Source organism: Paenibacillus gyeongsangnamensis, assembly GCF_027533625.1.
Lineage (GTDB): Bacteria > Bacillota > Bacilli > Paenibacillales > NBRC-103111 > Paenibacillus_G > Paenibacillus_G gyeongsangnamensis.
On the sequence record NZ_JAQAGZ010000019.1, the window covers coordinates 104970 to 127994 of the forward strand.

Below are 23025 nucleotides of genomic sequence, written 5' to 3' on the forward strand. Positions count from 1 at the left end.
CACTTAATTAAGTATATGCTAAATTAATGACATGATCGATAGAGCCATCCATGCATTAACGGAACCCAGGCGCAGAGATATTTTACATCTCGTCCGTGATGGAGAACTGACCTCCAGCGCCATTGCGTCGCATTTTGATATCTCGGCGCCGGCCATTTCCCAGCATCTTAAAGTTCTTGAAGAAGCCGGGCTCGTCGTGGTTAGGCGGGCGGGTACGAAACGATTCTACGGCATAAGGAGGGAAGGATTCGCCGAATTGAAGCAGTATATCGAGAGCTTCTGGGATGACAGCCTGATGAAGTTGAAAGAAGCCGCGGAACAGGAAGAAAGGAGAAAGCATGAATCCAATCAGCAGCAGTGATGTGATCACGAAAGAAATTTTTATCGAATGCCGTCCGGAAACGTTATTCTCGTTCTTTACCGACCCCGACAAATTGGTTCGTTGGATGGGACGCCACGTTCTTCTCGAGCCAAGCATCGGCGGCAAATACCGAATCGATGTCAACGGAAACGACATTGCGACGGGTGAGTATAAAGAAATCGTCCCGAACGAGAAAATCGTTATGACATGGGGCTGGGAAAAGTCGAAGCTTGTACCGCCGGGATCGAGTACCGTTGAGTTCAAGCTGGCACCCAAAGATAACGGCACCCTTTTAGTATTGACTCATTACGGTTTGCCCGTCACGGAAATCGCATCCCATCAGCAGGGATGGACGCATTACATGGATCGCTTGCAAATGCTGGCGCAAGGGCAAGATCCGGGCCTCGACCCTTGGTCAGAACAGCCTATGCATTAACCGATAAAACCATATAAAGGAGACTTCCCAACATATGACTACACTTTCTTGCAACTGCGGATTTTCCGTAACGGACGAAAATAAATATAAAGTAGAAGCTGCGGTGTGGCATCATGCCATCCACGATCACGCCGATATGTTGAAAAGCATGACCGTTGACATGCTGGAGCAATGGTTAATGAATAAGGACGAGCAGCTGAAGGCAGGTGCGTAACGATGTCCGCCGCGATCCATCAAGAAGTTACGTTTAAAGCTAGTCCTGCTCAAGTTTACGATGTCCTCATCAGCAGCGAAAGATTCAGTAAGGCTACGGGCGGCGCACCGACCGAGATCGTACCGGAAGCAGGCGGTACATTCTCTTGCTTCGGAGGCATGATCTTGGGACGCACCATCGAACTCGTACCTGACAAGCGCATCGTACAAGCATGGCGCGCTGCTAATTGGGCTGAGGGCCATTACTCGATAGTCAAATTCGAGCTGGTGCAGCAAGGCTCCGAAACACAACTGGTGTTCGATCATGCCGGTTTCCCGGAGGGCCAAGGCGAACACCTTGCATCCGGATGGCATGCCAACTACTGGGAGCCTATTCGGAAGCTTTTAGCATAATGTCATGCGTGCGCCGTTCCGGCGCGCGTTTCATTTTTTGCAGTTCATTTTCCGTCCAGAAACTCCCCGTTCACGATATTCCGCACCGCTCCTTGAACGTAGCTTTGAATGTTTCCGAGCAGCTCCTCCATATTAGCTTCCCGCGCCGTGCGGGTATACCATGCCGTACCGGGCGTGAATACGACGTTATCCAGCGCATATAACGGGTTGTGCCGAACCGTCGTTACATCGTCAAGTCCCGCGCCGGCGAGCCGTTTCTCCTTCAGCAGCGTATACAGGGCTCCCTCATCCACCAAACGTCCCCGGCACGTATTGATCAGCAGCGCCGACGGCTTCATGGAAGCCAGCAGCTCCGCCGTCAGCAAGCCCTCCGTCGAATTATTGGCCGGAACATGCAGCGAAATGACGTCGCTCTCCCGCACTAATTCCTGAAGCCCCTTCAATTCGATTCCCTCTGCAGGACGGCCGGAGCGGTTGGTGCCGATCACCTTCATCCCGAAGCCCCGGGCGATCCGGGCCGCCGCCTGCCCGATCCGGCCGGTGCCGATGACGCCGAAGGTTTGCCCCGAGAGCTCGCTTGCCAGGAAAGGCCCGTAAATATGGCTTCCCCCTTTTCTTACGAGAGCATCCGCCTTAATGATCTTCCGGTGCACCGCGAGCAACAGCGCAAATACATGCTCAGCCACCGATTGCGCCGAATAGACGGGGCAGTTCGAGACAGGGATCCCCGCGGCTCCCGCGGCCTCCAAATCGACTAAATCGCATGACGTCATGACCAGACTAATATACTGCAGCCTTCGAATTTGCCGAAACATCCTTGCCCGAAGGGGCGTCCATTCCACCATGGCAATGTCTGCAGCCGACAGCCTTCGAACAGCCGTTTCCTCATCCGGCCGATCGTCATAAACCTCGAATTCCCCCAGCTTCTCCATCTCGCGAACAAATGAATCCGGCAGATAGGTCGGTTCATCCAAATAAATGATTCTCATGCCGGACAGCTCCCGCCTAAAGCTATTCTCAAGATGCCGCAGGCTTCAGCGAACATCACCGGATTCCTCGCAAGCGCAATGCGGATGAAACGCTCGCCTTCGCCCATATCCGCCCAATAGAAATGATCCCCCGGCAATACTCCGAGTCCAAGCCTGTTTAAACGGTCCACCAAGTCCACGCTGCGCTGCTCCGGGTCCGTGATCCTCAGCCATTCGACGCTGATAGCAGAGGTGGGATTCTCGACTATTAGACAAGAGGAGTGAATTGCCTCCCGCAGTTGTCTGCGGTTCCGGTCGATCGTCTCCCAAATAACGGATGCCAGCCCATTCCTCTGCGTATCCTTCATATATTCAATGAGCAGCTTCAGGATGAGCGGCGATACATTCAGCAAGATATCGTTATGAAGCTCCAGAATCTCCTCGTGCAAATCCGCACTCATGGCGAGAATGCTGCATTTCAAATCTTGGGTCGGCCAGGTCTTCCCCGTATCCTCCACGACCAAATAACGAATCCCGGAACGCTCCAGCAGCTCATATTGATCCCAGTACCGGTTCCTGGAGAAAAAACGGAAGGTGCAGTCCACAATCAGCAGCTTGTCATATTTCCCGCATAAACCTACGATCCGTTCCCACGCCTCTACGGATAATTCAAAGCCTGTCGGATTGTTCGGCACCGTAAGAAATACCGCATCCGCTGTCAAGCTCGCCCAAGTTTCCTCCAACCGGTCAAGCGCCAGCTCCTGTTCATAGAGGGGGGTGAGCGGTACATTTCTTCTCCGCAGAATGGTGGCCAGGTTATCGAAGCAAGGATGCAGCAATGCGGCGGACAGCCGGTGCGCAGCCAAATAAGTGGCGATCAAGTCGGTCGATAACGATGCGGAATAACAAAACAACGTTCTCGGGAGATCCGCCGCGGACAACTGTCCCGACAAGTTAAAGAAGAGACGGCGAAACTCCCCCTCCAGATCGGACTGGCGCAGGGCTTCCGCTTCGTAGAATAATTCCGGCAGGCGGCCTACAATCTGCCGCTGCCCGGCGGTTTGCGGCTGATGCGCATGGCCGTCCGCCACATTAAACGTTCGATTGATGCCGATCGATTCATATCTTGTAAGATTGGGTAATCGTTTCAACGAATTCCACCCGTCTTTTCCCCGTTGGCTAAATTTTGTAAAACTCTATTCAATATACGAGCGGGTACCTATCCGTGACACAAAATGCAAGCCTATTTGGAATTGTTACGGCAGGCAAACACCCATTCCAATCCGCTTATGTCCGGCATAGATTATAGCTAGAGAACCTTCGGGGAAAGAGGGATACGTTCATGCCGAAATTCAGCCGCCCTGTCATCGCCGTAACCGGCAGCGCAGGCAAGACGACAACGAAAGAAATGATTGCCTCCATTTTGCGAACGCGGTGGAACATATTCAAATCTCATTCCAATCAGAACCTGCCTCCTTCTACCCGCAGACACATCAAGCAGATCCGTAAGCAAGACCGGGCGGCGGTGCTGGAATTCGGCATGCTTAAGCCCGGCCATATTAAAGCGCACTGCAAAGTAATTCAGCCTAGCATCGGAGTTATAACCAACGTGGGGACGGCTCATATCGGCAACGTCGGGAATCGGGTCGAAGGGATCGCCCGCGCGAAATCCGAGCTGATCCGGTATATGAATCCGAAGGGAACGCTCGTGGTGAATGCGGATGATCGCAACTCCGGACTGCTCGCGACCCAAGATTTTCAAGGAAAAAGGATTCGAATCGGGATTCGGAATAAGGCCGATTACAAGGCGCACAGCATCCATTCCACACGCCGCGGAGTCTCTTTTCGGGTACGGCTGGACGGAAAAGACACGGAATTTTTTATTCCGTGCCTGGGGGACCACAACGTTTATAATGCGCTGAATGCCATTGCCGTCACTCATCGTCTGAGATTTACCGCCAAAGAAATCAAGACCGGATTGGCCCGCTACCCGATCCCTTACCGCAGGCTGGTGCGGACGGAACTGCCGAATCGGGTTACCTTAATTGACGATACCTTCAGCTCCAATCCGAACGCGGCCAAAGCGGCGCTGGACGTTCTTGCCTCCATCGGCCGGCAGCGGACCATTGCGGTCATCGGTTATATGAAGGACTTGGGCGATTACGCTGTAAAAGGACACAAAGATGTCGGACGGCACGCCTCCCGGAAACGGGTCACCCGATTGTTCACGGTAGGCTCGCTTGCCCGGCATATCGCTCAAGGCGCCAAAGAAGCCGGGCTCCCGGCGAATCGGATCCGCTGCTTTACTTCCAAGCCGGAGCTGCATAAAGCGCTGGCCGCCGCCATTAAGCCGGACACCGCAATCCTTGTAAAAGGCACGCATCTTTTAAAATTGGAGCAGACCGTCGCTTTCCTGAAAAAAAGCAAAACCTAAGCCGAGGACTACTCATAAGGAATGAACACGATGACTTCCGTTCCAATATGTTCGTCGCTTACGATTTCAATCGTTCCTTGATGAAGTCGAATGATATTTCTCGCGATAGAAAGTCCCAGTCCGCTTCCGCCCGATTTTCGATTACGTGCTGAGTCCACGCGATAAAACCGTTCGAATACGCGGTCAAGATCGTCCTTCGGTATACCTATCCCCTTGTCAATCACGCGGATTTCAACACCGCGCTGCTGAGGATGTTCGGATAAAGTTAAGCGAATATCCGTCTGACTGTACTTTAAAGCATTATCTAACAGAATCAGCAGAAGCTGTTTGAGTTTTAGGGGGTCCGCTCTAAGATACAACTCATTCGATACCGATTGAACATCAATATTCCTCTTATACAGCTTGCGGAGTAAAGCAACGCATCCTTCGGAGAAAGCGACCAGCTCGATCCTTTCTTTAGCCGGTTCCTGCTCATTCTCGATAGAAGCGAGCTCCAGAAGCTGCTGCGTGATCCGCTTCATGTGAACAGCTTCTGTGTAGATCGCATCCACCGCTTCCAAGCCAATGGATTGATCTTTCCAGCCCCATCTGCTCAGCATGCTGGAATAGCCTTCTATGATCGTTAGAGGGGTTTTTAATTCATGGGATGCATCGGAGACAAATTGCTTTTGCCGGATGAAGCTATCCTCGATTCTATCCATCATCCGATTAAACGTGGAAGCCATGGCGGTCAGCTCATCCTTAGTATTGGGGTTCAACGGAATTTTCCGGAAAACAAGACTTTGTTCAATTTCTTCCATCGTGCGAATCATCCCGGAAATGGGGTGCAATATGAACTTGGACAACCATACGCCGCTAATCAGGCTCATGCATAAGGCACCCAGCGTCGTGAACGCCATAATCGAAATGAGAATACTGATATTTTCTTCAAGCGAGTCCAATACTTCAGCCATCTCCAAATTTCCGATGACTTCGTTATTGGAGAGGATGGGAATCCGCACGGTTAGCAATTTTAATTTCCCGGTTTCATATTCTTCCGTTACCGGGGTCTGAACAAGCTCCATGTATTTGTCCGCCCCAATTTGATCGTTATTTTTGAAAGCTTGAACCACTTGGCCGGCGGAATTTATTAAACGGATTGAGCCGTTATCCGGTAAAAAGCTTTCAAGAAGTTCACTCTTAGCTCCTTGCATGAGGTCAACGGGACTTACTCTCTGCAGAAGCGCCTGGGCCCTGCCGGCTAACAGATATTCTTCATTTTCCGTCGTTATTCGATGAAAAGCAAAGTAAACGATCATATTAAAGAGAATCAGGATAAGAATAAGCCATAAGGTAGTAATATAAGTAATTTTATGTTTAATTTTCATTAACCGCTCTCCATAATGCCATAACCGACTCCCCGCTTGGTCTGAATCAATTTTTCCGTAAATGGATGATCGATTTTCTTTCGCAAATAACGGATATAGACATCAACGATATTGGAATCTCCTGCAAAATCGTTTCCCCAAACATGACGGATGATCTGTTCGCGAGTCATCACTTGATTTCGGTTGTTCAACAGATAAACAAGGAGCTCGAATTCCTTTGGCGTGCAATCAATTTTCATATGGCTGCGGGTCACTTCTCTCGTTATGGGGTTGACGATAAGATCCCGCGATTGTAAAACGGGAACATGATCTGTAAAAATAGCAGAAATGGTCATGTCGCGTTTGGAATGACGTATACAAGCCCGAATTCTGGCCAGCAGCTCCTCCATTTCGAAGGGCTTGGTTATATAATCATTCGCGCCTTGATCAAGACCGTTCACTTTCTCTGCGGTGGCATTGCGGGCGGTAAGCAAGATAACAGGCGTGCTCGAATCCTTCTGACGCATACGATGCAGCACCTCTAACCCGTTCAGCTCCGGCAGCATGATATCGAGCAGAATAATGCTCCAATGGCTGGAGAATGCCTTCTCCAGACCCTCTATTCCCGTCGCCGCACGCTCCGCGTTGTAGCCTGCATAGGTCAGCTCCATTTCCAGAAGGCGTGCGATTTTGTCTTCGTCTTCAATGATCAAAATGTTTTCTTTCATATCCAAAACCCTTCATTTTTTTTCCATTATATTCGAATGAAAGTTATTCGAAACCTACAATAAAATCATTTCATAAATGCAAAAAGCCTCACCCGTCCTTTGGGTAAGGCTTTTTCTAAAATAGCCGCAAGCTTTAACTTTTCAGCTCTTTTTGTATGACATAATCCGGCGATACATCGTTCTATCCTTCAATTTAAGAAAATGGGACATGGAAGGATAAAGATTCGCTTCGATAATCCAAACCTTTCCGTTGATATCCACTCCTACATCCAATCCGTATATACGATGGCCCGGAAAATAAGAAGCCAGGTGCTTTGACGATCGTATGGAAACGCGATGGATCTTGGACAGCAGGTTCATCGCGGAATGATGTCTGATTGTAGAATGATGCAAGGCGGTTGGAACCGGAAGCAAGGTTCCTTTGCTTCTCCCATTATTCGAGACGATATAGCCTCTTCCTGCGACTTTGGCCACTTTTCCGGTGACTACCCATGCTGCGGAGTTTCTTTTGCGTTGTATAATGACCCTTAGATCGAAAGGACGGCCGCCGATGGTCGGACGGGAAATTCTGCGTTGAACCATATAGCTGGTTGAACCGATTATTCCTTTGATATAGCGATAAGTCTGTTCCTTGCCGTGTATCGTAGTTCTTACATTCTCATAATGCACCGCATAATGGTTGTTCCCTAGCGAAGAGATTTGAATAACGCCGCGTCCCCTGCTTCCCCAAACCGGTTTAATGATGACATGAGTATACTTTCTGACCAGACGCCATAAGGCATCTCTTGTCATCCTTTTCGTTTCGGGGACATGGGACGCGAGCGGTTTGTAGTTTCTCAGAAGCTTATATTTCAACCATTTATTTTTTGTCGCCGACATCTATGTTCACCTCCTCACCCCTGATAAAACCAATACTTATAAGATACCGTTCAAGAAGCACCAGAAATGTTTCTATATCCTTGTAAGTAATGTCCCCTATATTGGCGATCCTGAAGGTGTTTAACCCACTGAGTTTGCCGGGATAAATCATGATGTCTTGCTTGTAAAAATAATCGTGCATCTCTTGGAAGGAGTACCCGGCACAATCCGGTTCCGCAATGGCGGTAATCAATTTGGAATGGTAGAGTTCGGGGACGATATAGGTTAACCCTAATCGGGAGAGTCCGTTAATGAGGGTTTCCCATGATTTTACATACCTCTCGTATCTCCTCGCCATCCCTTCTTGTTTTAATTCGTCTATTGCTTGTTTTAGGGCATATAAGGTCTGCACAGGCGGGGTAAAGCGCATTTGCAGATGCTCCGAAAAATATTGATATTGAGCGAATAAATTCAAATAATAATTCCTCTGTTTCTTGTGCTTCAAGAGCTCCAATTTCCTTTTTTCCGCTATGACGAAGGAAACTCCGGGCATGCCTTGAAGGTTTTTGTTAGAGCTGGATGCGAGGTAGGAAATATTCATTTCTTTCATTTGAATTGGGATGGCCGCAAACGAGCTCATGGCATCCACGATCATGTCGATTTGGTGCCGCCAGCATATGTCCCCGATTGCCTTAATATCGTTCAATAGGCCTGTTGTCGTTTCATGGTGAACGACAGCAAGATGGGAGACGGGTTGCTCAGAGGATTGAATAGCTTGTTCCAAAGCATTCAAATCCACGGCATCATCGGGAGGACTCTTAAATTCCAGGTAATTCAGCCCGTACGCTTCGGCAATTTCACACATCCGCTTCCCATACGCGCCGTTATTGATGATGATCGTCATCCCGTTATCCACAGCGGAGCTTAGCATCGATTCTACCGCTGCGGTACCGGAGCCGCCGAACAAAACCGTCGTGTAATGATTCGGATCGGCAGCCAAACGGGTCAGCTCTTCGGATACATAGGCCATCAATAGGCCGAATTCCGTTTCACGGGGGCAAATATCCGGAACTACCTGAGACCATTTCACGCTGTCCGTGGTCGTTGCCGGTCCGGGATTAAGCAAAATCATTCTCTTGATTGCCCGCATATCTCTCCCTCTTCCTTATACGCTGACGGCTGGTTTGCTATAAACCGCCGCAGCCGTTCCTTTACCTCATAAGGCTTGATACCCGGCCGGCCCAGCTGATCCATGGAGCTTCTGGATATTTTCAAATAGAGGAAGGTCAAGCCTTTTGTATGTTTCCATTCCTTGTAGGAAGCCTCTAATTCTTCCAAGCTATGAACGTATAGAGACTTCGCGTAGCCGCAGGAAGCGGCAATCGTTACGAAATCGGTATTGTGAGATACCGTGCTTTGCCCTCCCGTCGAATCATGAGCATTGTTGTCAAGCAAAATATGGAGCATATTGCCCGGCTGGTAATAACCGGATGTGGCCAGACTTCCCATACGCATAAGCAAGGAGCCGTCCCCGTCAATGACTATAATATCCTTACTTGTTTGGGTTAACGCTAAACCAAGCCCAAACGAGCTTATACATCCCATCGAGCCTACCATGTACAGGTTATGATCGGAATCCTGGGTTTCGTATAATTCCCTCCCGGTCTTTCCGGTTGTGGCCAGCTGCAGGGTGTTATCGTCCTTCATGGCATTGATGACTCTCAGTGCTTCGTGCCGTGCCGGGAGTTGATCCTCCGCATGAGCCGGCACTTTGATTTGATTCAAATGAACGGCGGATTGTCGTTTTTGCAGAGCTTCTTCACCGAACGTTCCTTTCCGGACGACAAAGAAAAAGGACCTGTTTTGTTCCAAATGCTGATCCGCCTGCTGCAATTGACTTTTGGCCTCCTCCAAATCGCCGGAAAGATACTGCCACTCCACTTGCATCAAATCGAGCATATGCGTTGTGATTCGGCCCATCAGTTCGTGCTGGGGTTCATCGGGAATGCCAGGCTCTCCGCGGAGACTGACAAAGCCAAGAAGCGGAATCCGAAACGGGTAAATAAGAGAGGTTAAGGGTGAAACGGCATTGGTCAGTCCCGAATTTTGCATCAGAACGACCGGCTTTTTCCCCCCCATATAAGCACCTGAAGCAATGGCGACGGCATCCCCTTCGTTGGCCGCTGCAATATATTCGCACTCATTGATCGCATAATTGATTAAGCTTTTCAAAAAGGAGCACGGAACGCCGCTAAAGAGCGTAAACCCTAATTTTTTCAGTTCATCTCCAAACCTTCTTGTATTAAGCATCCGTGATTCACCCTAATCTTTCTTCGCCTCAGGGAAGATATTTTTTTTCGGCCTTCTTAAGCTCCTCCGCCCCTTGAAGTCTGAACACTTCCTCTACGGTAGCGATCTTGCCTTCCACTTGAACCAGCCCGTTATCCTGAAAAATTTGCCCGGTAACTTTTTTCATAGCGTCTATCGAAGCCCTGAGATTATGGTTTGCCCAGATCACGAGGCTGATTCCGAGCTCCTGGAACCTGACGGTCGGTGTGGAATAATATTTGGTAGGCACAATCACGACCGGCAATCTTCCCCCCCATTCTTTCATAAACGCTTCGATTTCCGAGCTGTCCGATCTTTTGCTGTGAATCAGCACGGCATCGGCCCCCGCCAGACGGTAAGCCTCCGCGCGCCTAAGAGCCTCTTCAATCCCCCACCCTGTAATAAACGCTTCCACTCTTGCCACAAGCATAAAATCTTCATCGGTTTGTGTATCCTTCATTGCTTTAATTTTCCCGCAAAATTCATCCATGTCGGCCAGCGGCTGGGCCTTCGCATTAATGAACGAGTTCGTTTTCGGAAACAGCTTATCTTCAATGCAAACGCCTGCGATTCCGCGCTGCTCCAGCTTTTTAACCAACCGCCTGGCATTGTTGAAGTTTCCATAGCCCGTATCCCCGTCAAGCAAAATCGGGATGGACGTTGCATCGCTCATAAATTCCAGAACTTCCAGCACCTGCGTCCAGGAAGCCTCGTTATTATCTCTCACGCCCATGGCAGCAGATATCGATAATCCGCTGGCCCAAATTCCTTTAAACCCGGCCTCTTCGACGATTTTTGCTGACAGGCCGTTATGGGCCTCCATGATAAACTCCAGATGTTTCGAGCCGATCATTTGTTTTAGTTGCTGTGTTTTTTTCATTGAAATTCTCCTTATTTTATAAATATCAGGAGTGCAGCCTCCGAATCAGACGCTTGTTTTTCATAATCGTATTCAGCATGGTTTTGTCGGGCAATTGTTTGAATAACATATGGCCGGGCCTCGAATTGGCTTCAATGAACCAAATGCGGCCGCTCTTCTCTATACCAAGATCAATCCCCAGCTCTCGAATGGGATGGTGCTTATTGATGGTTGCCGCAATGCTATAGGATAAGGCGGCTATTTTACTCAAGCGGTCATTCGCTTTTCTTCGTTTCCCAAACAGACTCAAAAGCACTTTGTGCAGCGGCGCTGCGTGCCCTCCTTTATGGTAATTGGTAACAAAACGCTGGGGAGCGGCCACGCGGGCAGCCATTCCGGAAATAACCCATCCCGATACGGGTTTCTGCATATAAATCCTGGCATCGAAGATCGCGCCCTTGTAGCGGCCCAATTGGAGCCCTCTCTGCACAAGGTATCGTTGGGACGGCTTCTGGAAGGATTGAATCGCTCTGTATAAGGAACCGGAACCGACCACCTTGCGACTTTGTCCACTGCGAACCTCGTAGCCATTTCGTATTCTTTTCGCCCGGATGATACCTGTTCCTCCGCTGCCCTTATTGGGCTTGATGAAAATGGTCGAATACGATCTCATCATCCGCAAGGTCCTTGCCGGTGTAATCCAATGCGTTTCAGGCAAATATTTCCTGAGTGTCGGACGCCCAAGCAGCTCTTTGTGTTTGATCATTTTTCCAATTGTCAAATTTATCCCACTTTTCATGTTTTTAATAATTTTATTCAGGCCCTGTCTCTCTTGAAAGGGCATCAATCCGTTTTTATTAAAATTTTTTAAGATTGAACGGGGCAAAAAAAACGCCCTGCCTATGAAGGCAGAGCGCATAATTCAAACGCGATGATATCGGCATCCCAATGATGCTCATTCCAATCCTCTTTTAAAAAAGCAACAAAACCAAAACTAAAATCACTAAAGATAAATCAATTAAACCTAGACTCAAAAAAACAATCCATATCGTCAACGAAGATGCTCGGAACGCTTCGTTGTTTATTCCTTCCCGTTTTGCGAAGTAATCCCTGGTGGCCAAGGCTAAAACCAATCCGCCGATGATAACAGATCCCACCCCAACAATCAGCGCAATGGTATGTCCCATATGATCATAAGGCGTTGACCGAAATACTACACCGGCCGCTAAAAAACCGAGCCCTACAATCGCAATTCCGGTCCTTACCCACGCAAGAAATGTTCTTTCATTTGCTAAGTGCTGCTGAATATATTTTGAATCCTTAGTTTGATTCGTGTTCATCATGATATCCCCCAACAAATTTGGATTGTTGATGCGAGAAAGCTACACCTTTAGGATAACCACAAATCTCATGGACAGACGGAAAACGGCAGCCGCTTACGAATACATAACAGAGTGAACTTGTTGCCAGTATGGAAAATGCTGCAAAACTTCTGTGATTTAGTTTGCGTGCTGCTGCATAGAAAAAACACAACAAGCGAGGAATAAGAATGAAAAAAATGACGCTCATTTTGTCCGTTGCTCTCGCCACCACACTTTCATGTACGGAAGCTCCTGTATTAGCGGAATCCTTCACAGACATACCGCCTTCCAGTTCATATCTCCCCTATATTGATGATTTAAAGAAATTCGGTATCGTCGACGGGATAGGTCAAGGTTTATTTGGTCCGGAACAGACGTTGACCCGCGCCCAGTTTGCAAAATTTCTGTCAGCTGCTTTTCAATTAAAAGATAACGGCAATCCGGTGCCGTTTACGGACATTCAAGGGCATTGGTCTGCACCTTATGTACGCGCCGCTTATCAAGCCGGGATCATAGACGGCACCTCGGATACGATATTTTCACCCGATAAACCCGTTAAACGCGAAGAAGCCTCTGCCATGGTCTGGCGTTATGCCAAAAAAAGCGGACAGTCCCCCGGTCCTGTTCTGAACTTCCGTGAAAAACCCGACAACTGGGCGGTAGAAGCGATTAGCAGTGTGATTGCCCGCGGATGGTACGGTGCGGACGTTTCGCAAACCGGTGATGTATGGTCCTATCGGCCGCAGGAACTGATGACACGCCAGGAAATGGCCGCATTGCTCGATTTATCGATCAAGACGGTACCCGGCAGTCCGAACAAAACCGCTGCAGCCGCGGGAAAACCGAAGTATAATGCCACCTGGCTTTGGAATAGCGATTCGCTTCTGCAGAAAAAAGACGAGGTGTTCCAGTTTCTCCAGCAAAACAAAATCAACCTCGTTTTTCTGCAGATTGATCCGGATATGTCTTCAAACGAATACGCGGATTTTATTTCGAAAGCCGGTGCTCTTGGCATTGAGGTTCATGCCTTGGGGGGAGCACCCAATTGGATATTGCCTGAAAACCAGATTAAAATGTACAAGCTGATCGATTGGGTCAAAAACTACAATAACAAAGTCCAGGCCAATCAACAGTTCAAAGGAATCCATCTCGACGTGGAGCCGTTCGTTATGCCGGTATGGTATCAGAACACGGATACGATGCTTGGGTTATGGAGAGATACGGTAAGCGGCTTCGTTGATGAGATCAAAAAAGATTCCCCTCATTTAACCGTAGGGGCCGATTTACCGGTATGGCTCGACAAGTTCAATGTGCCGGATGGACATGGCGGACGTACGACCTTATCCGAATGGATGATTCAAGAGCTTGATCAAACGACCCTGATGGCTTATCGGGACAATTCGAACGATATTCTCAGCAGTGTCGCAACTAAAATGGATGAGGCGGACAAAGACGGCAAATCCATTATTGTCTCTGTTGAAACGAAGCCGAGCAGCGAAGGGCCCATTACCTTTTATAATAAAGGACAGACGCTAATGATGCAGGAGCTCGGGAAAGTAATCGATACTCTCCAAAGCCGCGCCTCCTACACGGGGTATGCCGTACACGATTACGAGAGCTGGACCCGCTTGAAGAAGTAGTATGCCAGGATAAACGGCTACGCCGTCCTTGTATTATGAGGACCAGCGCGTTTACCAAGGTTGATGCGAAGCTATAAGTTACGGAAACTTATAAAGTCTTATCAACGAACAAAAAACCAGCATTTTTTCAAAAAATGCTGGTTTTTAATTAATCTCGGAGATCTATTGAACCGCTGCCATGCGGATCGTTAGTTGTTAAATGAGCCACGGGGGCTCCCATTGGATTAAAACCTTGGATATCGTAGGGAGGTTCCGCTGAAGAAGGAAGAAATGCGAACCAAATCGCATGCCCAGCTTCCGCACCGGCAAGTTTGGCGGTGTATTGTCCGGATCCTGCACCACCTGCGGTAACGATGATACTCTTAACGGATGCATCCAGAATATCACCGAACACCATAGGGAAAGGGGAATTGTTCACTCTCGGCATTATCATATAATTTAACGCTGACTTGGGTGATTTAGGATTCTTGTTTCCACCGATTCCATATCCTCCGCCCCAAACCCATTTCCATCCAAACCACGCTTTCCGTACGTACTCTACTTGAAGATCGCTTCCTTCTTGCCCGGTAAAGCGCTTGATGAATAGAAGGACGCCTCCTTCCAATGGTTCTCGATGAATGACCTGCATGAATGGAAAATGCCGGAACTTTTGAACGGCTTCATCTGGAGTCCTGCCCAGTGGAATGCGAATCGTTTCGTTCAGCCCTATGGCATGCGACATCCGCCAGTCTGCGAATCCTCCAGGCAGTTCATCAGCCATCGAAATGGCAAAAAGTAACACCATGCCTATAATAATAGCCCCGATACCCATCCAAACGGGCCGAAATCTCCTGCCCCGAACCTGCATGTTTCTCCACCCCGTTCATGGTTACAAAATTATCATACCAAAATTTGGACGACGAGGCCATTGGTTGTCCTTCCCGCATGTATGACATTAAAAGATAAATATCAGTGGGAATAGAATGTCAACGAGAGAAACATATCATTTATATCAAATAGTTGAAAATACTAGAATTGGGGAAATATCTATTACACGCTTAATCTCCGAGACATATAAATATACTGTACCACTTAAAATAACCAACTAGATATATATAAAGGAGGGACACACACCATGGATTAGCTTAGTTTTACTTGGCTTACACAGGTAGAAATACTAGATTTACTAGACAAACAGGCTTCTACCTTAATAGAAGAGAGGTTAAGTAAATGCTACATGATTTAATGATACCCATTACGGTATTGGCTTTTTTATGCACCATATCTTTTATTTTCTGGCGTCCTCATGTGAATGAAGCCATACCTGCAACGATGGGTGCAATTGTGGTTCTTCTTAGCGGAAGTGTTTCTTTAACGGATTTAGGAGTCATAACCGAAACCATAGGCGGAGCTGCCATCACCATTATGGCAACGATCGTCATGGCGATTGTATTGGAAAGCTTCGGTTTCTTTAATTGGGCAGCCGAACAATTGTTGGAACGAGCTAGAGGATCCGGCATCCGATTATTCTGGCTCACAAACTTATTTTGTTTTCTCATGACCCTTTTCGTTAACAACGATGGCAGCATTCTTATCACAACACCGATTCTGTTAATGCTGCTTCAACACCTGGGGCTTAAAAACCATCAAAAGATCCCTTATTTACTATCCGGCGCCCTAATCGCAACAGCTTCAAGCGCCCCCATTGGAGTAAGCAATATTGTGAACTTGATTGCCTTAAAAATTGTTCACATGGACTTGTACATGCACACGGCGATGATGTTCGTTCCCGCTTCGCTCGGGCTGGTGTTCCTAACGTTCCTGCTGTTTGCCACATTCTATAAGACCCTCCCGCGTCGACTCCCCGAGGTTAAGCAAGGAATCTGGAATCATTCCCCCAAATCGGGATATCACCCGTTAAAAGATGCAGACACTACACTCATCCCCAGAGAAAATCGAACCAAATTCATGCGTAATATTTTGATATTTGTTTTTTGCGTGCGGGTAAGCCTCTTCGCAGCTTCCTACATCCACTTTCCGGTTCCGTTAATGGCTGTTTTCGGCTCCCTATTCTTATTAGCGTGGCGCTGGTATCATTTGAAAATTTCTCCTGCCGATATGATTAAAAAAACACCATGGTATATCCTCATATTTGCCTTCAGCATGTACGTGATTATCTACGGTTTAAATAACATCGGATTAACTCATTGGCTTATCCATTTCATGCAGCCGCTTGTCTCTGGCAGCATACTTCACGCGAGTGTCATGATGGGTATTCTCTTGTCCATTCTGTCGAATTTTTTCAACAACCATCCTGCCTTGATGGTCGGAACTCTTACCCTAACGAACATGGGGCTGGATCCTCTTACCTTGAAAATTTCTTACCTGGCAAGTGTTATTGGCAGCGACGTCGGTTCCCTTCTTTTACCCATCGGAACACTGGCTACCTTGATGTGGATGCACATTCTTAAGAAAGGTAAAGTCAAAATAAGCTGGAAAGAATACTTGAAAGTAACTTCCACCGTCATCCCGATCACTGTAATTTTCACATTAGTCCTTCTGGCATACTGGGTTCAATGGATTTTTTAACTCCATTTAAATCAACACAGGGAGGTTAAAATATGAGTGATCCTCGCGAGCTTATTGATCAACAAGTGAAAGTAGAGCTTTCAGGGAACAATGTCTTCACTGGAAAATTAATCGATCTGGGATTGGATCTGATGGTTCTTTTTCATGAACAGCGGTACCTTTATATTCCATTGGTCCATGTACAGAACCTGAAAAAAAGCAATTCGCAGTCGAATGATGAAACCGCCAATCTAACGAAAGGACCGATTGATTCTCATAACGAGAGCATCACACTCCGAAATATCTTAGACCATGCGAAAGGACTTTTTGCAGAGATTTATGTAACGGGAAACAAATCCATCCATGGCTATATAACCAGTGTTATGAATGACTACTTCGTCTTCTACTCCCCTGTTTACAAAGGTACGTTTGTCTCCATGAACCATTTGAAATGGTTGATTCCATATCATCCTGACCAAGTCCCCTATTCCCTTAGCAACCAATCCCTGCCTGTAAATCCTGTCCATATTCCTTTATCCCGAACGTTTGAAGAACAATGTAAACGACTCGAAGGAAATTTAGTTGTTTTTGATCTTGGAGATCATCCCAATAAAATAGGCGTGCTTCAAAAGGCAGGCATCCAGTTCATGAAACTTGTAAATGCCAGTGGAGATGAGGTGCTCTTGGGAACACATCATTTAAAAACGGTATATATTCCATAAAAAAAACGACCTTCCATAACAGAAAGTCGTTCGAAAAGGTATAAGCAACGTACACCACAATTATATGTGAACAGGGTATAAAAAGCTTGGGCATTTTATACTTTATCGCTAAAAAGAAGGCTCCATTTTGAGAGCATTAGAAAGCAGCATTTGAAATGGAAATAGTCGTTGACTTCAGCATTTAAAAAGCGATCAGGTGATTAATAATAATCACCGATCGCTTTTTTTGATCATTATTTTTGATGATTAATTACTTTAAGCAAATCATTAATTGTACTTACATGCAAACCTTCGTGATACATTGCGAAACCTATAACTTCGCCAGCGGTTTCAAATTTAAAATCACGAATTTGAAGTGGAGATCCTAATTGTTCGTCTATTCTATTCCCGAAAGTTTCATTAAGATCATTCAATTGTTTCTTTAACAAATCAACCAGTTCTGCTTTAGAAGGTGGGGTTGTAGACCAGTCGGAAGGTCTTGTGCCGCCTTTAAAGAGATCCGTGAATTCCTGTGGAATTAATGATTTTCCATCAATACGCGTAAACACCAAGGAATTCAGGGTTGAAATCATATGATTTCCATCTTATCGTATTGTTGAATTGGTGGTTGAACATCGAAAAGATCTTCATGGATGGATTCAATTTTTCCAAGTGTCATTTGTCGAACAATGTTAAACGTGTTTAATATCGCATGGGAAGCCATTTTGTATCGTCCTCCGTTAGATAAATTAGATATTCCACTTAAAAATTCTAACTTATGATGATAATGGAATCAAATTTACGTTTGGACGAAAGCTCTCTCGATATTTCAACTAAAGAAAAAAGGACAAGCTCGTAAGCCTGTCCTCGGTACTGCGAACCCGAATTTACGGAGTAGGTGCTAAACCGTTCTGGGCAATACCGGAAAAAGATTCAGGGCCGGTACAGGTAACAACCCCCGTTGAACCAGTGGCGCTTATAAACACTGCATAAACAGTTTCTAAGGCTGCAGGAGCGTTAAGGTCAACAGCATTGAACGTAATCAAGTTAGTTACAGAAATATTAATAGATTCAATTACATGCTCAGCTGTATAGATGATGGTGCCGCTGCCGAATATAGCGGAACCCCTTTGTATATTAAGAATACGGTTGTGGTTGTCTCAGCTGAAACATTTACACCTACGGTTCCCGTAAGATTAACAATAAGGCCATTCGTTCCTGTGCCCGCTACGCCTTGCGTTTGCAGACCGATAACACCAAACAATGCAGGAACTGTAGTTATGACTGTACCGGGGGAACCGAAAGTGTTGGAATTCTCAGAAACTCTCAAATCAAGAAACCTTCCCATTTTCATTACCTCCTGCTATTAAAGGTATAATAGGATACAATATATTCCTGTAATCTCTGATTTGTTTGGACGTACATTTAGGGTGATACATCCATTTTTATATTTTACTTAGGTATAACAAAGAAACCACTCCATTGTTAGGAGTGGCTTTGACTTTATATGTTAATATAAATTTCTCCGGATGCATGTCACCCGTCCAGACTAGGCGATCCCGCTTGATACCGTCTCACAAATAATCCTGCATATTCAAATGAACGGTATAAGCACCCGCATCCCAATTCCGGTTGAAAAAATCGTCATTGCAGCGAAAGCAGCCTTTGTATTCCAGATCGTGCATAAATCCTCTCGTCTATCAGCTCATCATGGAAGTCATCAGCCCGACCTCATGCCTGGTCATAATAAGCTTCCAGCCCCGCCAACCCCCGCTTGTCATAAAAGACCGGGGCTTTGGCCCATGCCACCGCCAACTGCATCAGCAGCTCCGTCTTCAGCCGTTCTCGGACCTTGGCATGCGCCTCGTCCCCATACAGATTCGTCCACTCGTGCGGATCACTCTGGAGATGGTATAGCTCCCCGCGCGTTTCCTGGCTGCCCGGAGCTTCGTTTCCTGCAGCTCCCTCCAAGTACAGAATCAGCTTCCACTCTTTTGTCCTCCACATATAAGCAGGCGCAGAGTGTACGGGCGCTCCCTTGCCATGGAATTCGCAGAACGACCCTCTTCGCACCGCATCACCGAGCAGATCGAGCCCAGGCAGCATCGGATTCCGCGGCAAGCAGGCAACTTTGGACAGCGTAGGGACCAAATCGACTAGCTCGGCCGGTCTGTCGTCGACGGTGCCTCGCTTCTCCGGTGCGATGAAGGAGCCCGATAAGATCAACGGAACACGTACGCTGCTATCGTACAAGCAATATTTCGAAAACCGGAAACGACGCTCGCCCAGCATCTCCCCGTGATCCGATACGAACACAATCATGGCATTGTCGAGCACGCCCCTAATCCGCAGCCTGTCCAGCACCTGACCGAAGTAATGATCCAGCCACGTGCAATTCGCCCAATAGCGAAGGGTTGTCCGCCGGCGCTCCAACGCTGTCATGCTCTCCCAAACGGCCCGCTTATCCAGATATGCCTTGCGGCTTCCTTGATTAATCATATCCGTGGCAGCAAGGTGCGTCTCCACTTCCGTCTCCCAAGGCGGCTGCGGTAATTCGGGTATATCCTCCAGCCGGTAAAGATCTTCAAATTCCTTAGGCACATTGAAGCCTGCATGCGGCTTCAGAAACGACAAATATAAGAACAGCGGTCTCGTCGAGTCAATACCGCCTTCCTCGATGAAATGCAAGCATTGCTCGGCAACCCAGCCGTCGCGGTGATGGTTCATCGGTATGCCGCTGGTTCGGCCGATATAGCCGCTCGCGTTCTCTTCGCCCGCGCCGTAGTCCTTCGTCTCGTCCATATAAGCTTGCAGCCGCTCGGGATGGATATCGCCCATCATGACGGCACCTTGCTCGTAATGGCCGCTCTCGCGCGCCAATCCGACAGCGCGGTGCTCGAATCCCCGGGCCGACGGCTCCGCCTTACCCTGTGCATTGTGATTCCAATGCGTCTTTCCGAAGCCTGCGGTTTGATAGCCGGCTCTGCGCATAAGCTCAGGAAGCGGAGCGGAAGGCAGCAGCTCCTCCTTCGTAATGCCGCCATAATTCGTGCGTACACCTAGCTGCGAGGGATAGAGGCCGTACATCATCGAATATCGGCTGGGCACGCACATCGGCGCCTGGCACACCGCCTGATTGTAGAGGATGCCCTCATCCGCCAGCCGGTCGATATTCGGCGTCAGAATATGCCTATTGTATCGTCCTATGCAGTCCCAGCGCTGCTGGTCTGTCATCAGAAAAATAATATTTGGCTTCATATGCTTCATCTCCTCCGGTATTTACGGGAACGACGGCAACTCCGCCTTCCTAATAAAATCACAACCCCGTCTCGCTCTATAGCGCTGTACGACTAACATTAACAAAGCACAGCCTTTCCGGCAATTGTACTTTTTTGCGTGTTCAGTCGACTAACGCTTGATAGCTGAATAGGCTGCCGATCATACCGACAGCCTATTCGTGGTTGAACTATCGTACCCGTCCCTCAGTTTAGCAATTGCTCATCTTTTTTACTGACTAAATTTCCAACCTTCTGAATCGGAACACTGAAAATGATTAGTATTGCCGCAAGACAGTCCGTAACGGTCAGTTTTTCACCCAATAATAAAACGATAAAGATAAGAGTGACAAATGGGGTAAAGAATGTAAAGCTTGCAATTAATGATGCCGAAGAGTATTTCAATGCCCGAAAATATAAGAAAAATCCAAGTACAATATTGCTCATACTCAACCATAATACACCGTAAAAGTCTGTTTTTTGAGGAATTATAAAGCGGGATGACGCAAGATTAGCTCCGACCGATAAAACAAAAGCAACAATTGTTATAAAAAAAGTGCTAACCAGAATATCTTTCTGATTCTTCTTAATAAGGTTCGTAAACAGCCCCCAACTTACTGCAGCTAAAACCGCGAATATGTCCCCCTTGAAGTTCGGAAATTTATATTTGCTAAATCGCCTTTTGTTATGAGAAGAATTGTTCCCATAAAACCCATAGCTATTGAAATAATCTTATATAGGTTTAACTTCTCTTTACGCGCTGGAGATTTGGTGACTAAATCATAAACGAATAACATGCTTCCCAGCAAAATAAGGCATTTCCCCATTGCCCAACGTCCATACATATTAAGTTTCCTAGCATAATTTAATAGTGAATCCATGATAAGGAGAATGAATCTTAATGACATGTAATGGTGGTTTGCTAATAGAATGCCATATCCGCCTCTGGTCATGGAAAAACAAGTGGGGATTTTATTAGACAGTAACCTATCATAGTTTTAATAAAATCAAGGAGCAGCTGCCACCGTGGTAAACTGCTCCTTGGTTCGTTCAACTACCGTACCATTAAAGTAATCTGCCCTTCCCTCGGTTCAAACTACAGAAAGAGACCCACAGCTCATGCTGCGGGTCTAAAAGGTTTATATATTAAAAAGGGGGTCAAGTTTTATTATAATCTTAGTTCATTAACACAGTTTAAAAATCAGGTTGCATTTTTATTACAGATTTCTTCACGACGATGTTGCTGTAATCGTTCTCCATTAGAACGGGCTGCCGTTGTTGTCGTCAGTCTGGTATCGTTATGCTAACGTACCCGTCGTATTATGAGGTCAGCCAGTTTTTACTGGTTGACCTCTGTTAGCTAGAGGTGTATTTATCGGTAGCCGGGGCTGAACGATCGTACCCCCACGTCTGGCCGATGAGCCGTTCATCCACAAAGAAGGTGTTGTGTCCCCGTGACAACGAAAAGACCCGCCCGGCGTGATTCGTGAGCCGTATTTGCAGCCGGGCAGATCCAATGTTTCGCTCCTTATCCGCTGACTCGGCCATTAGGCACCCTTTGCGCCCAATCCAGCTTTTGGCTCGTGCGGCAGCCGCTGCTTCATGTTCGTGATAGCGACGCCGGCCAGGATCAGCACCCCGCCACTGAGCTGCGCGAGCAGGATCGGGTCACCCAGCACAAAATGGCTGACGATGATGGCGATAAAAGGCGGGATGTTCATGAACATGGCACTCATGGATGCACCAGCGACCGCGATGCCCTGGTTCCACCAGAAGCCTGCAAGCCCTTGGCCGATGACGGCAACGCAGACGAGCAGCGCCCATGTGAACACCCGATGGCTGGCGTGCATGTCGCCGTTCAGCGCTTCTACCGCGACGGCCGGCGACATGAGGATCGTGCCGATCACCGTGGAGTAGATCGTCACCTCGTACGAAGTCATCGCCTTCGTCAGCTTGTTGATGAACAGCAGGCTGACTGACATGCCAAGCATCGCAACAAGCAAATACACATCGCCGTGGGAGATGCCTAGCTGCTTGCCTCCGTACAGGACGATGCAGACGACGCCGATGAGAGCCACCATGGCTCCGACCAACTTCTGCCCAGTGATGACCTCCTTGAGGAACATACGCGACATCAGCGTCGTCGCGATTGGGGCCAGCGCGATGATTAGCGCAGCGTTGCCCGCCGTTGACTCCTGCAGACCGGTAAAATAAAACAACTGGTTGATCAGCGTGCCAGTGATGCCGGCCATCAGCAGCAAGCCCCACTCGCGAATCTTCGGCCACCGCATCGATTTATTGATGATTGCCACCGAAATGAGGAAGAACGACATGACAACCAAGCGCGCAAAAGAAAGAAAAATCGGAGAGAAATCGCGCAACATGTACGCGCTCGCCACGTAGTTGCCTCCCCAGAGCAGGGAGACGCCCCATAATTTAAGCAGTACTGTACGATCTGGCATGAAATTGTGTTCTCCTTGACGCTCGAATTAGATAACTGCGATAGCCCCTCGTCCACTGCCTCAGCGGGTTCGAAGGGCTTCCCTTCTTAAACCCATTATACTCGAATTATTCAAA

24 protein-coding genes are annotated in these 23025 nt (G+C 47.6%); 8 read left to right on the forward strand and 16 right to left on the reverse strand.

Features of this window, described 5'->3' with window-relative positions:
- Positions 1–31 precede the first annotated feature (31 nt).
- From O9H85_RS25845 to O9H85_RS25860, 4 genes are read left to right on the forward strand one after another with little or no spacing between them, the layout of a single operon-like run.
- A complete protein-coding gene (locus O9H85_RS25845; RefSeq protein ID WP_269884300.1) occupies positions 32–361 on the forward strand; it encodes an ArsR/SmtB family transcription factor in 330 nt (109 codons plus the stop codon).
- A complete protein-coding gene (locus tag O9H85_RS25850; protein WP_269884301.1) occupies positions 339–797 on the forward strand; it encodes an SRPBCC family protein in 459 nt (152 codons plus the stop codon). The genes O9H85_RS25845 and O9H85_RS25850 overlap by 23 nt, the downstream gene beginning before the upstream one ends.
- Before the next feature lie 34 nt (positions 798–831).
- Positions 832–1011: a hypothetical protein gene (locus O9H85_RS25855; protein ID WP_269884302.1), complete on the forward strand. Its 180-nt coding sequence runs from the start codon at positions 832–834 to the stop codon at positions 1009–1011.
- 2 nt (positions 1012–1013) lie between these two features.
- Positions 1014–1403 carry an SRPBCC family protein gene (locus O9H85_RS25860; protein ID WP_269884303.1) on the forward strand — a complete coding sequence of 130 codons (390 nt, stop codon included), beginning with the start codon at positions 1014–1016 and terminating at the stop codon, positions 1401–1403.
- 44 nt (positions 1404–1447) lie between these two features.
- Here O9H85_RS25860 and O9H85_RS25865 read toward each other — a convergent pair whose 3' ends face one another.
- Both O9H85_RS25865 and O9H85_RS25870 read right to left on the reverse strand, forming a co-directional pair.
- Entirely contained in the window at positions 1448–2392 is a 945-nt protein-coding gene (locus O9H85_RS25865) for a 2-hydroxyacid dehydrogenase (RefSeq protein WP_269884304.1), read from the reverse strand.
- Complete coding sequence (locus O9H85_RS25870) at positions 2389–3522, reverse strand: aminotransferase class I/II-fold pyridoxal phosphate-dependent enzyme (RefSeq protein WP_269884305.1); 1134 nt, start codon at positions 3520–3522, stop codon at positions 2389–2391. Before O9H85_RS25870 ends, O9H85_RS25865 begins: the two co-directional genes overlap by 4 nt.
- Positions 3523–3713: 191 nt before the next feature.
- Here O9H85_RS25870 and O9H85_RS25875 point away from each other — a divergent pair, with 191 nt between their 5' ends.
- Positions 3714–4805 carry a UDP-N-acetylmuramoyl-tripeptide--D-alanyl-D-alanine ligase gene (locus tag O9H85_RS25875; RefSeq protein ID WP_269884306.1) on the forward strand — a complete coding sequence of 364 codons (1092 nt, stop codon included), beginning with the start codon at positions 3714–3716 and terminating at the stop codon, positions 4803–4805.
- An 8-nt stretch (positions 4806–4813) separates the two neighbouring features.
- Here the strand turns inward: O9H85_RS25875 and O9H85_RS25880 are convergent, their stop codons facing one another.
- From O9H85_RS25880 to O9H85_RS25915, 8 genes are all read right to left on the reverse strand, one after another.
- Complete coding sequence (locus tag O9H85_RS25880; protein ID WP_269884307.1) at positions 4814–6172, reverse strand: sensor histidine kinase; 1359 nt, start codon at positions 6170–6172, stop codon at positions 4814–4816.
- Positions 6172–6879, reverse strand: coding sequence for a response regulator transcription factor (locus O9H85_RS25885; RefSeq protein WP_269884308.1), 708 nt, complete (start codon positions 6877–6879; stop codon positions 6172–6174). Before O9H85_RS25885 ends, O9H85_RS25880 begins: the two co-directional genes overlap by 1 nt.
- A 141-nt stretch (positions 6880–7020) precedes the next feature.
- On the reverse strand, positions 7021–7758 hold the full coding sequence (locus O9H85_RS25890; RefSeq protein ID WP_269884309.1) for a YheC/YheD family protein: 738 nt from the start codon (positions 7756–7758) through the stop codon (positions 7021–7023).
- Positions 7739–8887, reverse strand: coding sequence for a 2-aminoethylphosphonate aminotransferase (locus O9H85_RS25895; protein WP_269884310.1), 1149 nt, complete (start codon positions 8885–8887; stop codon positions 7739–7741). Before O9H85_RS25895 ends, O9H85_RS25890 begins: the two co-directional genes overlap by 20 nt.
- Positions 8866–10047 (reverse strand): phosphonopyruvate decarboxylase, encoded by a 1182-nt coding sequence (gene aepY, locus O9H85_RS25900; RefSeq protein ID WP_269884311.1) that lies wholly within the window; start codon positions 10045–10047, stop codon positions 8866–8868. Before aepY ends, O9H85_RS25895 begins: the two co-directional genes overlap by 22 nt.
- 28 nt (positions 10048–10075) lie before the next feature.
- The gene (gene aepX, locus O9H85_RS25905) at positions 10076–10945 is read right to left on the reverse strand and encodes a phosphoenolpyruvate mutase (RefSeq protein ID WP_269884312.1); all 870 of its coding nucleotides are present in this window, start codon (positions 10943–10945) and stop codon (positions 10076–10078) included.
- Between the two features lie 25 nt (positions 10946–10970).
- Positions 10971–11705 carry a YheC/YheD family protein gene (locus O9H85_RS25910; protein ID WP_269884313.1) on the reverse strand — a complete coding sequence of 245 codons (735 nt, stop codon included), beginning with the start codon at positions 11703–11705 and terminating at the stop codon, positions 10971–10973.
- A gap of 190 nt (positions 11706–11895) precedes the next feature.
- Complete coding sequence (locus tag O9H85_RS25915; protein ID WP_269884314.1) at positions 11896–12264, reverse strand: YidH family protein; 369 nt, start codon at positions 12262–12264, stop codon at positions 11896–11898.
- 209 nt (positions 12265–12473) lie between these two features.
- On the opposite strand from O9H85_RS25915, the gene O9H85_RS25920 reads away from it, so the two are divergent.
- A complete protein-coding gene (locus tag O9H85_RS25920; protein WP_269884315.1) occupies positions 12474–13925 on the forward strand; it encodes an S-layer homology domain-containing protein in 1452 nt (483 codons plus the stop codon).
- Between the two features lie 148 nt (positions 13926–14073).
- On the opposite strand, the gene O9H85_RS25925 is transcribed toward O9H85_RS25920, so the two are convergent.
- Entirely contained in the window at positions 14074–14772 is a 699-nt protein-coding gene (locus O9H85_RS25925; protein WP_269884316.1) for a hypothetical protein, read from the reverse strand.
- Positions 14773–15134: 362 nt separating this feature from the next.
- Between O9H85_RS25925 and O9H85_RS25930 the strand changes: the two genes are divergently transcribed.
- Both O9H85_RS25930 and O9H85_RS25935 read left to right on the forward strand, forming a co-directional pair.
- Positions 15135–16493 (forward strand): arsenic transporter, encoded by a 1359-nt coding sequence (locus tag O9H85_RS25930; protein ID WP_269884317.1) that lies wholly within the window; start codon positions 15135–15137, stop codon positions 16491–16493.
- A 32-nt stretch (positions 16494–16525) separates the two neighbouring features.
- Positions 16526–17194: a DUF2642 domain-containing protein gene (locus O9H85_RS25935; RefSeq protein ID WP_269884318.1), complete on the forward strand. Its 669-nt coding sequence runs from the start codon at positions 16526–16528 to the stop codon at positions 17192–17194.
- Between the two features lie 233 nt (positions 17195–17427).
- On the opposite strand, the gene O9H85_RS25940 is transcribed toward O9H85_RS25935, so the two are convergent.
- The 5 genes from O9H85_RS25940 to O9H85_RS25960 all read right to left on the reverse strand — a co-directional run bounded on the left by O9H85_RS25940 (position 17428) and on the right by O9H85_RS25960 (position 22910).
- A complete protein-coding gene (locus O9H85_RS25940; RefSeq protein ID WP_269884319.1) occupies positions 17428–17766 on the reverse strand; it encodes a DinB family protein in 339 nt (112 codons plus the stop codon).
- A 482-nt stretch (positions 17767–18248) separates the two neighbouring features.
- Positions 18249–18521, reverse strand: a complete 273-nt coding sequence (locus O9H85_RS25945) for a hypothetical protein (RefSeq protein WP_269884320.1) — start codon at positions 18519–18521, stop codon at positions 18249–18251.
- A 383-nt stretch (positions 18522–18904) separates the two neighbouring features.
- Entirely contained in the window at positions 18905–20431 is a 1527-nt protein-coding gene (locus O9H85_RS25950; protein ID WP_269884321.1) for a sulfatase family protein, read from the reverse strand.
- A gap of 224 nt (positions 20432–20655) precedes the next feature.
- Positions 20656–21087 (reverse strand): DMT family transporter, encoded by a 432-nt coding sequence (locus O9H85_RS25955; RefSeq protein ID WP_333474270.1) that lies wholly within the window; start codon positions 21085–21087, stop codon positions 20656–20658.
- A gap of 908 nt (positions 21088–21995) precedes the next feature.
- Positions 21996–22910 carry a DMT family transporter gene (locus tag O9H85_RS25960; RefSeq protein WP_269884322.1) on the reverse strand — a complete coding sequence of 305 codons (915 nt, stop codon included), beginning with the start codon at positions 22908–22910 and terminating at the stop codon, positions 21996–21998.
- Positions 22911–23025: the final 115 nt, after the last annotated feature.

Coding starts and splice junctions, on each gene's coding strand:
- O9H85_RS25845 (WP_269884300.1), top strand. CDS start 32: ATGATCGATAGAGCCATCCATGCATTAACGGAACCCAGGCGCAGAGAT.
- O9H85_RS25850 (WP_269884301.1), top strand. CDS start 339: ATGAATCCAATCAGCAGCAGTGATGTGATCACGAAAGAAATTTTTATC.
- O9H85_RS25855 (WP_269884302.1), top strand. CDS start 832: ATGACTACACTTTCTTGCAACTGCGGATTTTCCGTAACGGACGAAAAT.
- O9H85_RS25860 (WP_269884303.1), top strand. CDS start 1,014: ATGTCCGCCGCGATCCATCAAGAAGTTACGTTTAAAGCTAGTCCTGCT.
- O9H85_RS25865 (WP_269884304.1), bottom strand. CDS start 2,392: ATGAGAATCATTTATTTGGATGAACCGACCTATCTGCCGGATTCATTT.
- O9H85_RS25875 (WP_269884306.1), top strand. CDS start 3,714: ATGCCGAAATTCAGCCGCCCTGTCATCGCCGTAACCGGCAGCGCAGGC.
- O9H85_RS25880 (WP_269884307.1), bottom strand. CDS start 6,172: ATGAAAATTAAACATAAAATTACTTATATTACTACCTTATGGCTTATT.
- O9H85_RS25885 (WP_269884308.1), bottom strand. CDS start 6,879: ATGAAAGAAAACATTTTGATCATTGAAGACGAAGACAAAATCGCACGC.
- O9H85_RS25890 (WP_269884309.1), bottom strand. CDS start 7,758: ATGTCGGCGACAAAAAATAAATGGTTGAAATATAAGCTTCTGAGAAAC.
- O9H85_RS25895 (WP_269884310.1), bottom strand. CDS start 8,887: ATGCGGGCAATCAAGAGAATGATTTTGCTTAATCCCGGACCGGCAACG.
- aepY (WP_269884311.1), bottom strand. CDS start 10,047: ATGCTTAATACAAGAAGGTTTGGAGATGAACTGAAAAAATTAGGGTTT.
- aepX (WP_269884312.1), bottom strand. CDS start 10,945: ATGAAAAAAACACAGCAACTAAAACAAATGATCGGCTCGAAACATCTG.
- O9H85_RS25915 (WP_269884314.1), bottom strand. CDS start 12,264: ATGAACACGAATCAAACTAAGGATTCAAAATATATTCAGCAGCACTTA.
- O9H85_RS25920 (WP_269884315.1), top strand. CDS start 12,474: ATGAAAAAAATGACGCTCATTTTGTCCGTTGCTCTCGCCACCACACTT.
- O9H85_RS25925 (WP_269884316.1), bottom strand. CDS start 14,772: ATGCAGGTTCGGGGCAGGAGATTTCGGCCCGTTTGGATGGGTATCGGG.
- O9H85_RS25930 (WP_269884317.1), top strand. CDS start 15,135: ATGCTACATGATTTAATGATACCCATTACGGTATTGGCTTTTTTATGC.
- O9H85_RS25935 (WP_269884318.1), top strand. CDS start 16,526: ATGAGTGATCCTCGCGAGCTTATTGATCAACAAGTGAAAGTAGAGCTT.
- O9H85_RS25940 (WP_269884319.1), bottom strand. CDS start 17,766: ATGATTTCAACCCTGAATTCCTTGGTGTTTACGCGTATTGATGGAAAA.
- O9H85_RS25945 (WP_269884320.1), bottom strand. CDS start 18,521: ATGGGAAGGTTTCTTGATTTGAGAGTTTCTGAGAATTCCAACACTTTC.
- O9H85_RS25950 (WP_269884321.1), bottom strand. CDS start 20,431: ATGAAGCCAAATATTATTTTTCTGATGACAGACCAGCAGCGCTGGGAC.
- O9H85_RS25960 (WP_269884322.1), bottom strand. CDS start 22,910: ATGCCAGATCGTACAGTACTGCTTAAATTATGGGGCGTCTCCCTGCTC.